The sequence below is a fragment of the Bradyrhizobium sp. RD5-C2 genome (assembly GCF_019972155.1).
In the GTDB taxonomy this organism is placed as follows: Bacteria; Pseudomonadota; Alphaproteobacteria; order Rhizobiales; family Xanthobacteraceae; genus Bradyrhizobium.
On the sequence record NZ_BOVL01000048.1, the window covers coordinates 1 to 12,622 of the forward strand.

Annotated in this window: 9 protein-coding genes, 1 tRNA gene and 2 pseudogenes; 5 read left to right on the forward strand and 7 right to left on the reverse strand. The window is 63.1% G+C overall.

The features are described 5' to 3' along the window. Positions 1-299 precede the first annotated feature (299 nt). The 4 genes from BraRD5C2_RS33650 to BraRD5C2_RS33665 all read right to left on the reverse strand — a co-directional run bounded on the left by BraRD5C2_RS33650 (position 300) and on the right by BraRD5C2_RS33665 (position 3,881). A complete protein-coding gene (locus BraRD5C2_RS33650) occupies positions 300-881 on the reverse strand; it encodes an NUDIX hydrolase (RefSeq protein ID WP_223975724.1) in 582 nt (193 codons plus the stop codon). A gap of 19 nt (positions 882-900) precedes the next feature. Next, entirely contained in the window at positions 901-1,359 is a 459-nt protein-coding gene (locus BraRD5C2_RS33655) for a GNAT family acetyltransferase (protein ID WP_223975725.1), read from the reverse strand. Then, positions 1,356-2,783, reverse strand: coding sequence for an FAD-binding oxidoreductase (locus BraRD5C2_RS33660; RefSeq protein WP_223975726.1), 1,428 nt, complete (start codon positions 2,781-2,783; stop codon positions 1,356-1,358). The genes BraRD5C2_RS33655 and BraRD5C2_RS33660 overlap by 4 nt, the downstream gene beginning before the upstream one ends. A gap of 111 nt (positions 2,784-2,894) precedes the next feature. Next, positions 2,895-3,881 carry an L-threonylcarbamoyladenylate synthase gene (locus BraRD5C2_RS33665; protein WP_223975727.1) on the reverse strand — a complete coding sequence of 329 codons (987 nt, stop codon included), beginning with the start codon at positions 3,879-3,881 and terminating at the stop codon, positions 2,895-2,897. A gap of 78 nt (positions 3,882-3,959) precedes the next feature. On the opposite strand from BraRD5C2_RS33665, the gene BraRD5C2_RS33670 reads away from it, so the two are divergent. Beyond that, positions 3,960-4,036, forward strand: a tRNA-Pro gene (locus BraRD5C2_RS33670). Between the two features lie 216 nt (positions 4,037-4,252). Here BraRD5C2_RS33670 and BraRD5C2_RS39595 read toward each other — a convergent pair. After that, positions 4,253-4,765 (reverse strand): annotated as a pseudogene (locus BraRD5C2_RS39595) (site-specific integrase); the annotation flags it as partial. Between BraRD5C2_RS39595 and BraRD5C2_RS39600 the strand changes: the two are divergent. Then, a complete protein-coding gene (locus BraRD5C2_RS39600; protein WP_308444472.1) occupies positions 4,658-5,080 on the forward strand; it encodes a hypothetical protein in 423 nt (140 codons plus the stop codon). The pseudogene BraRD5C2_RS39595 and the gene BraRD5C2_RS39600 sit on opposite strands and share 108 nt — an antisense overlap. On the opposite strand, the gene BraRD5C2_RS33680 is transcribed toward BraRD5C2_RS39600, so the two are convergent. Next, the gene (locus BraRD5C2_RS33680; protein WP_223975728.1) at positions 5,077-5,451 is read right to left on the reverse strand and encodes an excisionase; all 375 of its coding nucleotides are present in this window, start codon (positions 5,449-5,451) and stop codon (positions 5,077-5,079) included. The two genes, BraRD5C2_RS39600 and BraRD5C2_RS33680, sit on opposite strands and share 4 nt — an antisense overlap. A 792-nt stretch (positions 5,452-6,243) precedes the next feature. On the opposite strand from BraRD5C2_RS33680, the gene BraRD5C2_RS33685 reads away from it, so the two are divergent. The 3 genes and pseudogenes from BraRD5C2_RS33685 to BraRD5C2_RS33695 all read left to right on the forward strand — a co-directional run bounded on the left by BraRD5C2_RS33685 (position 6,244) and on the right by BraRD5C2_RS33695 (position 10,606). After that, complete coding sequence (locus BraRD5C2_RS33685) at positions 6,244-6,567, forward strand: DUF736 domain-containing protein (RefSeq protein WP_223975730.1); 324 nt, start codon at positions 6,244-6,246, stop codon at positions 6,565-6,567. Positions 6,568-7,564: 997 nt separating this feature from the next. Next, positions 7,565-9,575, forward strand: a pseudogene (locus BraRD5C2_RS33690) (ParB/RepB/Spo0J family partition protein). Between the two features lie 719 nt (positions 9,576-10,294). After that, the gene (locus BraRD5C2_RS33695; protein WP_223975732.1) at positions 10,295-10,606 is read left to right on the forward strand and encodes a DUF736 domain-containing protein; all 312 of its coding nucleotides are present in this window, start codon (positions 10,295-10,297) and stop codon (positions 10,604-10,606) included. Between the two features lie 642 nt (positions 10,607-11,248). Here BraRD5C2_RS33695 and BraRD5C2_RS33700 read toward each other — a convergent pair. Continuing rightward, positions 11,249-12,481 carry an NAD(P)/FAD-dependent oxidoreductase gene (locus BraRD5C2_RS33700; RefSeq protein WP_223975734.1) on the reverse strand — a complete coding sequence of 411 codons (1,233 nt, stop codon included), beginning with the start codon at positions 12,479-12,481 and terminating at the stop codon, positions 11,249-11,251. Positions 12,482-12,622 lie beyond the last annotated feature (141 nt).

Consider the following 12,622-nt stretch of genomic DNA (forward strand, 5'->3'; position numbering starts at 1 on the left):
CGTCCGCACGGTAGTCTGCAAGCCAAACCACCCATCAGCCGCCTCGGCCTTCCGATGGACGACCTCCTGAGATTCCACAGCTAGAGCACTATCGCCCCGTTCGATTCCATCGGAATGGAAATCGCTCTAGGGGCCAGCGCGCCTGCGTGATTTCGGAATATTGGAAGCGTATCCGTGAGTTGCCCGACGTGTCAAGTCGAGCGCCGGCCACCGCCGGCTACTGTGCATGGGGTTGTTTTCGATATTTTGTCTAGCCGATGGCGCGAGCCGCCTCGGTCCTGGCCGGGACGGCGCGGCATTCACCTGAACAGATGCAGCGCTGCGTATTGCAGCAGCATGATGGTCTTGCCGTCGACGATGCGGCCATCGCTGATCATGGCGAGCGCGTCGTCGATCGCAAGCTCCAGCACCTCGATGTCCTCGCCCTCGTCGGCGAGCCCGCCGCCATCGCTGACGCGCATCGTGGCGTCGTATTCGGCGACGAAGAAGTGCAGCTTCTCGGTCACCGCACCTGGCGTCATGAAGGCTTCGAACACCTTGCGCACATGCGCGAGCCGGTAGCCGATCTCTTCCTCCGCCTCGGCGCGGATGCGCGCCTCCGGCGCGGCGTCGTCGAGCATGCCGGCGGCGACCTCGATCAGGAGATCGTCATAGCCGTTGGCGAAAGCGGGATAGCGGAACTGGCGCACCAGCACCACGGTGCGGGTCTTGAGATTGTAGGGCAACAGCGCCGCGCCATTGCCGCGGTCATAGACCTCGCGCACCTGGGTCTGCCATTCGCCGTTGCTGCGGCGGTAGTCGAATGTCGCGCTCTTCAGCTCGTAGCGGCGCTTCGACAGTAGCTGGACGTCCTTGACGCGGACGCGGTCGGCGATGCTCATGCGTAACCCTTTAATTCCGTCACGACGTCGCTTCGCGGCCGTCGAGCCATTTGGCCAGTATCACCGAGGTCGATTCCTCATAGCCGAGCGATTGGTAGAATGCGCCGGCCTTGGCGTTCTCCCGGCGCACCAGCAATTGCAGCTTCGGCACGCCGGCATTGCGCAGCCAGTCCTCAGCCGCCGCCATCATGGTGCGGCCAAGCCCCTTGCCCTGGCTGCTCGGATCGACGGCAACGTAATAGACCCAGCCGCGATGACCGTCGTGACCGACCATCGCGGTCGCCACGATCGAGTCCGGGCTGCGGCCGACAAGGATGGCGGAGCTCGGTCCGCGCCGTGCCAGCGCGATGTCGGCAGCCGGATCGTTCCACGGCCGGGTCAGGCCGCACGCCTGCCACAGCGCGACGACAGCGGCGACGTCGGCGTCGGTGATCTCTGCAATGACGAGGGAGGAGGGTATTGTCGCCTGCACGGTCACAGCACCTTGCCCGGATTCATGATGCCGAGCGGATCGAGCATCGCCTTGACCTGCCGCATCAGCTCGATCGCGACCTTGTCCTTGACGTCGGGCAGTTCGTCGCGCTTGAGCACGCCGATGCCGTGCTCGGCCGAGATCGAGCCGCCCATCCGCAGCACGATCTCGAACACCACGGCGTTGACGTCGTGCCAGCGCGCCAGGAAGTCGGCCGCATTGGCGCCGACCGGCTGGCTGACATTGTAGTGGATGTTGCCGTCGCCGAGATGGCCGAACGGCACCGGCCGCGCGCCCGGGATCAGCTTCACTACCGCAGCATTGGCCTCCGCGATGAAGGCGGGCACCGCTGCGACCGGCACTGAAATATCGTGCTTGATCGAGCCGCCCTCCGGCTTCTGCGCCGCCGACATCTCGTCGCGCAGCTTCCAGAACGCCTGGCGCTGGCTCAAATTGGTTGCGATGACAGCGTCGTCGACGATGCCGTCCTCCATGCCCTGGGCGAGGATCGCCTCCAGCGCATCGCGGGCATCGTCGCGCGATGACGACAGTTCCATCAGCACGTACCAGGGGTGCTTGCTTTCCAAGGGATCGCGGATATCGATGCCGTGGCGGATCGAGAAATCGACCGCGATGTCGGCGAGCAATTCGAAGCTCGTCAGGCTGCCGGCCGCCTCGTTACGCGAGATCGACAGCAGCTTCAATGCCGCCGCCGGCGACTTCAGGCCGACATAGGCGGTCTCGACCGCGCGCGGCTTCGGAAACAGCTTCAACGTTGCGGCGGTGATGATGCCGAGCGTGCCTTCGGCGCCGATGAAGAGGTTGCGCAGGTCGTAGCCGGTGTTGTCCTTCTTCAGCTTGGACAAAGCGTTGAGCACGCGGCCATCCGCGAGCACGACCTCGACGCCGAGCGCCATCTCACGCGCCACGCCGTAGGCGAGCGCTCCGGTACCGCCGGCATTGGTCGAGAGGTTGCCGCCGATGGTGCAACTGCCCTCGGCGCCGAGCGACAGCGGAAACAGCCGGTCGACGTCGGCTGCCTTCTGCTGCGCGATTTGCAGCACCACGCCGGCCTCGCAGGTCATGGTGTTGGATTCGACGTCGATGTCGCGGATCTTGTCGAGGCGCCGCAGCGACACCACGACCTCGCCATTGTGCGGCGTCTGGCCGCCGACGAGGCCGGTGTTGCCGCCCTGCGGCACCAGCGCGATCCGGTGCTCGCTCGCTAGCTTGCAGATCGCGGCGACTTCGGCGGTCGAGCCGGGACGCAGCACCAGCGGCGAGCGCCCGTGAAACAGGTCACGCTCCTCGGTGACGTAAGGCTCGATGTCGGCGGCATCGGTCACGGCATATTTGTCGCCGACGATGGCGCGGAATTTCGCAAGCAATTCGGGCGGGAGCGGCGGCACCGCTGATTGGACGATGTTCATTTCTTCTTGGTCTTTCACTCAGTCGGGATCTTTATTTGGGCATGACCTCTGCGCAAACGCTTGGCGTCTGACGCGGGGAAAACCGGCTCGCACTCTTCCGGGTCATGCTTGTTACCGCCCAACCGCTGCGCGGCGCAGCCGGTCATTGATGGCTTCGCCCAACCCGTCCTCGGGTATGGGCATCACTGCGATAGCATCTGCGTTTCTTGTGTCGAGCGTGCGAAGGTAGCCGAACAGGTTGGCAGCAGCTTCGGCGAGATCGCCGCGTTCGGACAGGTTCATCTCCACCGAGGCGCATTCGCGCCGCCCGACCTTGACTGGGCCGAACGCCAGCAAGGCTTCACCGACATGGACGTCGCTGGCATTGAGCCGCACCGGGGTCCGCGGTGCATAATGCGAGGCCAGCATGCCCGGGGCGATCGGCTGAGCATCGCCTTCCGTATCGGGCGGCGGCGATTGCAAGGGATGGCCGAGCACACGCTCGATCTCGGCGCGCGTCAGCCCGCCCGGCCGCAGCAGCACCGGATCGGAGAAGCAGCCGACGATGGTGGATTCGACTCCGACCTCGACCGGGCCGCCGTCGACGATCATGTCGATCCGGCCCGCCAGATCGCCGTTCACGTGCTCGGCCGTGGTGGGCGAGACATGGCCGGAGAGATTGGCCGATGGCGCTACCACAGCACCGCCGAACGCCTTGATGATGTCGCGTGCCACCTTGTGGGCTGGAATGCGGATCGCGACCGTATCGAGCCCGGCGGTCGCGAGCTCAGCGACCGGGCAGGAGAGCGCCTTCGGCAGCACCAGGGTGAGGGGGCCGGGCCAGAACGCTTCCGCCAGCCGCAACGCCTGCCCGTCGAACAGGGCGATCCGGCGCGCCGCGCCCAGATCGGCGACATGGGCAATCAGCGGATTGAAGGCCGGCCGGCCCTTGGCCTGGTAGAGCCGGGCGATCGCGGCGGCGTTGCCGGCGTCGGCGCCGAGCCCATAAACCGTCTCGGTTGGAAACGCTACCAGGCCGCCCTCGGCCAGAACCCCGGCCGCTGTCGCCGTGGCGGCGGCGCCGGCGGGCAAAACGTGCGTTTTCAGGCCTGTATCCACTGTGACTCAATTCCTCAATTGGTTGCCTGTGGTCCCTTGCGGTCCCCGAAACGCGACGCTATAAGCCGGCCTCTTAGTCGGAGTGTGGCTCAGCCCGGTAGAGCACTGCGTTCGGGACGCAGGGGTCGCAGGTTCGAATCCTGCCACTCCGACCAGATTTCCTTAGGTTTTTTCTTCTCATCGGTGGCCGTTCCCGAGTCAACCACCGATTTGACCACCGAAACATACCGCGCTTTCTGGCCAATCGCTGCAGCCGCCCCGTGCAAGTGATCGGGATGGTGATGGCCATAGGTATCCTGCAGGACCTCGGGCGACATGCCGAGGAACCCGGCCGCCTCCCAGATCGGCACGCCGCGTTGCATCAGCCAGGTCGCCGCCGTGTGGCGCAACGTGTGCGGAGTGACTTTCCCAGGCAGCTTGGCCAGATCCACGGCAGATTTGAAGCCTTTTTTCACGGAAGCGACCGGCTTGCCATTGAACTCGACAAAGCAGGTGCTGATCAGCTTCCGATCTTTCCAACGACGCATATGAGCGAGCAGCCGGGGTGGAAGCGGAGCTGGCGTCTGACGCTTCTTGGTGGCTCGCTTCCCGATCGGCCTGCGGTAGAAGATACCACGCTCCAGATCAACGTACGAGTGCCCAAGCTCGGGGTATGGTGATGCTGCCGCGATCGCGCCCGCCCTAGTGCCTGTATAGAGGCCGATCAGGATAAATCTGGCCACGTGTCGCAGTGGTCGGCGGTCCGTCGGCACCGGGGCGCCCTTTGAGGAGCCGACGTGGACAGTCTGTTTTTCGCGATAGCGCCAACACTGCCAAATCAGGGCCGCTGCCTCTTTGCGTGTCAGCCACCGGTCGCGGGCCTCGCCTTTCGGCGGGAGGGACACGCGAACCGTGCCCCGGTGAAAGCCCTCTTTTGCATGATGGTTGATCGCAGCACGAAAAGTCTCGAGGTCACGGCGTGCGCCGCCCTTACTGCCGCGATATTTGACGTAAGCCGCGCAGGTTTGCGCGTTGACCGCCGACAGCTTCTTGCCACCCCAAAAATCGTTGAGCCGGTCGATCCTCGCTTCAATTTCAAACTGATCGCCTGGCTCGCCGATATCGCTCAAATAGATCGACAGCACGTCGGCGCAGTCGATGTCGTCGATGTCTCTTCGGCTGCGCTCCGGTTGATACTTCTGCGCGATGTAGTCTGCTAGCGCTTGCTCTGCTTTCTGCGGCGGCTTTGTTTCAGACGCGCTCGCAATGCATCCTGTGGCGATATGACGGTCGCCGTCTTTGATAATCCAAACGGACTGGGCGACGAGGTTGCCTCCGCGATACCGTGCTTTGCGTCTGTAGAGCCGGGCTCCTTTGCTTGGACGCGGCATAATTCCCTCATTCTCTCTATATGAAACAGTGTCGTGTAATCCTTGCCCGCAATGCGCTCGATGATGAGCCTTCCGCGAGCACTCTCTCTGCGCAACCCGGAGGCGGTCATCGAACCATCGGGAAATGCCACGGCCGCTGCCACAGAAAGCCGAAGTGGATCGTGCTGTCCAACAGCTTCGCGGTGCTTTGTGTCGATCATGTCAGTGAAATCGCGAATTGCGAACGCACTAACGTGCCGCGTCTGGTAAGGCGCCCCTTTGCGCTGGACGTCTCAAGGTCATCAGTGCCCATCGGCACATACAATCAACGCAAGGACGGCAACTCAATTGCGACAAGCCGCAGTTTGGGCCGACATGAGCGGACAGGAGCAATGCCTGGGACCAGAGCGCCAGCGTTATCCTAGGTGGGGATATTGATCACTTTTGCGAGGCCTCATTCTTGTTTTTCGTTCCGGCTGGCTTCTTGACTGGCCAATGCCCGCTGCCGTCGTTGGCGCGGGCGAAACACACCCGGTGAAGCTGAACCCTTGATGGGGCCGTTGACCGCAATCCACACGGCAGCCAACAGGCCTCGCCGATCCCTTCAACAGTATTCTGCGGTTGCTGGACGCGGCTCGCGCGATTCTATCGGGTCGGATGTTCTGCGGGTACTGGTAGATCTGACAGGTTGTGCGTTGGCCTGACGCGCCGCCAGGGACACTCGGTTAGGAGGCTCCGATGCGGTCAACATCCGGCCTCTGGCTTTCTCCGCGGACGATTTCCCTGCTTGTGGACGTGACGACCTATGGGAATCGCCCCGCCATCCGAAACCCTCGCCAGCTCCTTTTTTTCCCCGCCGGCAAACCGGCTCCTCGCGGCCGCTCCGCTACAAAAAAGGCGCTGTCACGGGTGCGCCGCTGCGCTTCGCCCCGTGGGGTTCAATGGCGTTTCGCTTCCCATGACGGTCTCGCCATCGCAGGGGATCGGCCCTGTGGCAGCGAAGGAGACAGACCATGACTGCAATCGGATTCGTCACCCGTACGGACAAGGGCGGCTTCAGGGGCGAGCTCAAGACCTTGTCGATCCGTGCCCACATCGACATCGTTCCCAACAGCGGCAAGTCGACTGAGGCTCAGCCGGATTTCCGCATCATCGCCCAGGGAGTCGAGATCGGAGCGGGCTGGATCCGGCGCGGTGAGAGCAGCGGCAAGGATTACGTCAGCCTGTCACTCGCGGCACCTGAACTTGGGTCTCGCAAGCTCTACGCGAACCTTGGCCGAGCCGTCGGCCTGGGTGACGACAATGGCTTCTTCCTGATCTGGAATCCTGGAGACTAACTCGAGAGTATTGGGCTCCTGCGCTTCGCGCGGGAGCCCTTCTTGTCTCCAGGCGCGATCATCGGCGCCTGTTGCGTGAACGCATGCGTTGCGGCGCGGCGGCGTGTCCCGAGTCTTGCTGTATCTTCCTTGATGCACGGGCGAAGATCCGAAATGTACTCGTCGGCAAGCGGTTACGTGCGATGTTGTACGCTCGATCCCGGGCGTCGGCGATGCAATGCTGCAACCCGGCAAGCACCAGGCCAGTGGGAAAGAGTTGAGAATTCTTTCCAGCCCGCAAACCGGAATTGCGACAACAGTAGCTCGCAATAAGATCCAGCTTCGGCAAACGTCATCATCGCATCTTTGTCGGCGCGTGTGGCGAGGGCCGCACCGGGCCCTTGTGAACCGAGCCGTGCGACGTCTCGGCCATCCGGCTTCGATCCCTCGCGCAAGCATAGGAGGATCACGCGCGAAATATATCGCCATATATAATGTGTCGCTCGCCGGAGGCACTCGCCCGCGGGCCCCGCCGTCATTGCATGCCGGCGTCGCTATCACTGTCCCGCGTTCGGGTGCCTTGCTAACCGGTCTCGCCACTGCAGTCGCCTCGATGCCCGCGGTCATTGCATGCCCGCGTCGCTATCACTGCCCTGTCGGCGGCTGCCTTTTTGATCTTGTCACTCCCGGCTTGATTTCAATTCTTCCGAGTTGCCAGCTCTATCACCGTTGAGAGCTAAGGGACGCCGTCCCTCGCGCGCGCCAGGGTAAAGCGCCGGCCGGCCGGCGCCGACCCGAGCGGTCTCCCCGGTCTTCCGCGCTTTGTTCATTTGCCGACCTTGGACGACATGGCACGCGCTTGTGCAGACCCGCTTCTCGCGAAGCGGCCCCTCATCGGGGCGGGCGATACCCCTCCACTCGGGTCGCCCTGGCACTTGCTACCCCCGGCCTCGCCGACGGGCAGGGGCGCAGGCGCGGAGTGCGCCATGCACCCATGGAAGCAAAAGGAAGAACGATCATGTCGGCCAAATCGGTTGAAATCATCTCCGCGAGCGGAACGGAGGTTCTCATTCCGCTCAACAAGCTCAAGAAGTCACCACAATGCGCGTAAGACGCCGCACAGCGAGGCGGCCATCGAGGCTTATGCGGCGAGTATTGCCGCCAAGGGCATCCTGCAGAATCTGGTCGTCGAACCGGAGCTGGATGGAGAAGGGGCCGCCACCGGGTTCTACTTTGTCACCATCGGCGAGGGCAGGCGGCTCGCCCAGCTGCTGCGGGTGAGGCGGAAGGAGATCAAGAAGACCGAGCCGATCCGCTGCATCGTCGACACCGCGAACGACCCTCACGAGATCAGCCTGGACGAGAACGTCACCCGGGAAGACATGCATCCCGCTGACCAGTTCGAGGCCTTCGGGAAGCTCGCGGACGAGCGCGGGCTCGGCGCGGAGGAGATCGCGGCGCGCTTCGGGGTGACCGCGCATGTGGTGCGGCAGCGCCTGCGGCTGGGGGCGGTGTCCCCGAAATTGATGCAGCTCTATCGCGATGGCGCTCTGACGCTTGAGCAACTGATGGCCTTTGCCATCGTCCACGATCACGTCCGGCAGGAAGCGGTCTATGAGCGGCTCTCGTATGACCGGGATGTCAGCACCATCCGCCGTCTGCTCACCGAAACCCATGTCGCGGCCACGGATCGCCGGGTGCGTTTTGTCGGGCTTGAGGCCTACACGGAAGCGGGCGGCACTATCCTGCGCGACCTCTTCACCGAGGATCGCGGCGGCTATCTGGAAGACGTCTCGCTGCTCGATTTGCTGGTGACGGCAAGGCTCAATCGCGAGGCAGATACCTTAAGGGCGGCCGAGGGATGGAAGTGGACGGAGGCCCATCTCGACTTCCCGCATGCCCATGGCATGCTCCGCGTCTACCCGCATCCGGTCGAGCTTTCGGCGGAGGATGAGACCGCGCTGCAGGCGGTTCAGAGCGAGTTCGACCGGCTGACCGAGCAGCATCAGACTTCCGAGGAACTGCCGGACGAGGCGGACGCGCGGTTCGGCGAGTTGGAGGCTGAGATCGAGCGGCTGGAGGCGAAACGGCAGGCCTACGATCCCGCCGACGTCGCGCGCGGCGGCGCGTTCGTGAGCCTCAATCACGACGGCAGCGTTCGGATCGAACGGGGCTTTGTCCGTCCCGGAGACGAGAAACCCGAGGCCGAAACTGGCTCCGTCAGCGATGCCGAGGCGCGGGATATGGAGGACCGGGAGGGCGAGGAAGCCGCACTGGATCGCGAAGACGGCGAGGGCGCGGCCGACGAGGAGGACGAGCATCAACCGCTGTCCGACGCTCTCGTTCGCGACCTCACCGCGCATCGAACCTTGGGGCTGCGGCTGAATCTGAGTGAGCAGCCTGATGTCGCCATCGTGGCGGTCACCCATGCGCTCGCCGCTCAAATCTTCTATGTCGGGGCGGCCGCGCATGTGGTCGGCATCCAGCCGGTGAAGACCGATCTCGCAGCGCATGCGGACGGGATCGAGGACACGCCGGCCGGGAAAGCTTGGTCGGATCGCCATGCCAATTGGGCGCGGCAGATGCCCAAGGACGTCGGTGCATTGTGGGAATTCGTGGCCGAGCTCGACCACGACAGCCGCATGGCGTTGTTCGCGCATTGCGTCTTCCTGACGGTCAATGCGGTCAAATTGCCGTTTGACCGGAGGCCGCGGGCGCTAGCGGCGGCCAGCCATTTGGCCGAGGCTATGGCCCTCGACATGACCGCCTACTGGCGCCCGACAGCGCGGAGCTATCTCGGCCGCGTCACCAAGGCGGGCATTCTGGCGGCGGTCCGCGAAGCCATCAGCGAGGAGGCGGCCGAGCGCATGTCGGCCATGAAGAAGGCCGACATGGCGCAGGCTGCCGAGCAGCTGTTGGCCGCGACTGGCTGGCTGCCGTCGCTGCTGCGGACGGCCGCGCCGCGCGCGCAAACTGATCTCCAAAGCGAGGCGCAAGGAAGCGAAATCCAAGCGGAAGCCGCGGAGTGAAATAAGCGCCGGGGCCGCGCGGGCGGCCCCGGCGGGGTCAAAATTTCGGCCGCGCACCATCAGGTGCGCGGCCTATTTCATGGATGCAATGCGGCGATTTCCCGCGCAAAGAGTTCCCTCCGATCGGGGGCACGATCCCTCCGATCAACGCCGATTGCAGCAGCTAGGACGGTAGTATCGCGGCTCCTTCGACCCTCACCAGCGTGGCGGAGATCGGACCCGGGAAGCTCGGATCGTAGCTCGACGACACCTATCGCAAGCGCATTCGGGCGGTAGTTCTGGCGGCACCGTCCTTTCCTTGCGCGAACAAGTTGCTGGGTATGCTTGCGTTGATCTGGTTGGGTCCTCACTGCAGTTGAAGCGTGGAGATCGGCTTTGATCGAGCCGGTGTAGCCGTCGTCTGATGCTGCGCCGGCGGTGGTCGCCATGATAATTCTCCGTCAGTTCCGTTGTGGGCGCGCGTCCAACGTAGTCACGATTGGGCTGATCAAGCCCGGCGGACGGCAAGGGCCTCGATCGCCTTCCCGCAACAGCTCACGCCTGCTTTTTTCCCTTGCCGCAAAGCGGCGGCATTCCTCGCGGGAAGACAAAAAAGCAGGCTTTCGCCGTCCTCCGCTGGCGCTACGGGCCTTACGGCTGCGGGCCGATCGCTCCCCGGGCAAGGGATCGCCATCGAGGCTGCGATGGACGCGGCCCGAGCAAAACAGACGGAGATTATCATGGCGACCATCGGCACCTTCACCGCTTCCGACAACGGCTACACCGGCTCGATCAAGACGCTGACGCTCAACATCAAGGCCAAGCTCGTCGCATCCGAGAAGGACAACGACAAGGCTCCCGACTACCGCATCTTCGCAGGTACGACCGAGTTCGGCGCCGCCTGGAAGAAGACCGCCCGCGACAGCGAGCGCGAATATCTCTCGGTCAAGCTCGACGATCCGAGCTTCCCGGCCCCGATCTACGCCTCGCTGGTCAAGGTCGAAGGCGACGAAGGCTTCAGCCTGATCTGGTCGCGGCGCAGCGGCGATTGACCGGCCGGAACCAGCGGTCCCGCCTCCTCGGAGGCGGGGCTTCTTTGCGTTGCTTGCGCCGCTTTGGGAGAAAGTGGAGGGGCATTTTGCAGCCGGAAAGTGGCTTCGCCGCTGGCCAAAAATGCGATCGGTCGGACGGGTTTTGGCGCAATATTTTGGGCTGCTCGATCGGAAATTCGCGTCGCGTGAGCTTGGATTTTCGATCTCGAGGCGTGACAGTGCGCCAGTTTCGCGAGGGGGAATGACGTCGCCGCGCGTGCTCTCAGAGCTCGAATTGCCGTTCGTTTGTCGGGCGAATGGCCTCTATTTCGTGTCGTACTGGTCGAACGCGCGGTGATTGATTTGGCAACTTGAGCAAAGCCGGGCCAACCAAGCGCGATCAAGGGCAGGGTAAGGGATCTCGGCAAGATAAAAGCACTGTCGCCTGAGCGCGGCTAAGTGGTTGTCTGCACATCCAATAGTTAGCGTCGTTGGAAGGCCTCCTGTCGCTACAGCGTACCCAAGCGCTTCAATCGTTTCAGGAAACTCCGCTGCTTTCTCTGTCTTTGGCCCAGTAGTATTCGGTCTTGAGCAGTTCTTCTCTTAGACAAGGGACGCTATTCGTGGGCGAGGTCGTCGCGCCGTCGCCGTCGCCTTAGTACCTCACGGTGCAATCAGCTTCTCAATTGTTTCGGTCGTGTAAGCCCCTGGAGGCAATCGCTCCGGGCCTATGATCGCAGCGGGTAACGGCGAAAGCTGGCGTTCGATCATTCTGTCGCTAACCCTGGCCCGACGCTGCTTCGCGTCCTCGCCAAATTCGACCCGTATCTTCGTTGCCAGGCCGGCAGCAATCCTCAGTCGGCGCATTCGCTCCCGTCGTTCTTCGACGTACGGCGCAAATTCGGCGTGTCCCCAATCCTTCTCTGATTGCAGGAGGTCGGACACGATACGAACATCTCTGGCAGCGATCGCCAGACCTTGTCCCATGATCGGATCATTGTGGCCGGCAGCGTCTCCAATCAGCACGACGCCCGGCAGCGTCGGATCATCAATCCAATGATCCTCATTCGAGTAGGAATGAAACGGACTGATGGGGGTGCCGCCGACGATCGCTTCCGAATAGGGCAGACACTTCAACCGAAAGGCTTGCAATAGCCGCACCTCTCGGTCCGGACCCGCGAACTTCCGTCGGTCAGCAAAATCATAGCACGCATAGAGGCGGACCTTGTCCTCGCCCTGCGGAAAAACGAAATAGTGCAGCCTGTCCTCCGTCCCGATCGCCTGAACATGGCGAGGCCAAGCCGGTACATTTGCGACGAGCATCCCGCCCAAGAGATTGTGCGGTTCGTCGGAGTGGATGGAAAAACCAAGTTGCTTTCTGAGGACCGAATTGCGTCCATCGGCACCAATGACGAGGCGAGGCGTCAACCGCAACAACTCGTTGTTCAAGGTAAACGACACGGTCGGCCGGACGCCCCCCGTTACTTCGACCTCCTTCACGCCGCGCAAGGCTCGCGCACCGGCTGCTTTGGCCGACGCTTCAAAAGCGTTGCACATGGTCGGGTGGCCGATGCAGATGGGCGTCGGGAGATCCGGCGGCAGCTTGGTGAAATCGAGGGCACGCTGCTCGGCAGCCTCCGGCAGCCAATTCTCATCGTAGGGCACATTACGCTCTACGCTAAGCGCGCCATGCTGACGCAGGACATCGATAAGCCCAAGCCGCTTGAATTCGGCCACTCCCCAAGGGGCAATCCACTCCCCACGCACCCGGTCGGGATAATATATTTCCCTTTCCAATACGAACACTTCCAGCCCGTTTCTCGCCAGCACCGTGGCCAGGGCACCGCCAGCTATTCCTCCACCAACGATCACGACATCCGGAGTCAAATCCGTCATGGGAAATCCCTCGATAAATAAGTAAGTGAAAGCGGACAGTATGATTCACGTTTCACGGGAATGGAACACCCGGGCCTGGGCTTCGCGATGGGTCGGCCTGGGGTCCACGAGCAGGGACTTCCGCTCGAAGCCGAAGGCTGC

Excerpts from the sequence above, each read along its gene's own strand:
- BraRD5C2_RS33660 (WP_223975726.1), bottom strand. The coding sequence starts at position 2,783 with ATGAACATCGTCCAATCAGCGGTGCCGCCGCTCCCGCCCGAATTGCTT.
- BraRD5C2_RS33650 (WP_223975724.1), bottom strand. The coding sequence starts at position 881 with ATGAGCATCGCCGACCGCGTCCGCGTCAAGGACGTCCAGCTACTGTCG.
- BraRD5C2_RS33700 (WP_223975734.1), bottom strand. The coding sequence starts at position 12,481 with ATGACGGATTTGACTCCGGATGTCGTGATCGTTGGTGGAGGAATAGCT.
- BraRD5C2_RS33680 (WP_223975728.1), bottom strand. The coding sequence starts at position 5,451 with ATGATCGACACAAAGCACCGCGAAGCTGTTGGACAGCACGATCCACTT.
- BraRD5C2_RS33685 (WP_223975730.1), top strand. The coding sequence starts at position 6,244 with ATGACTGCAATCGGATTCGTCACCCGTACGGACAAGGGCGGCTTCAGG.
- BraRD5C2_RS33695 (WP_223975732.1), top strand. The coding sequence starts at position 10,295 with ATGGCGACCATCGGCACCTTCACCGCTTCCGACAACGGCTACACCGGC.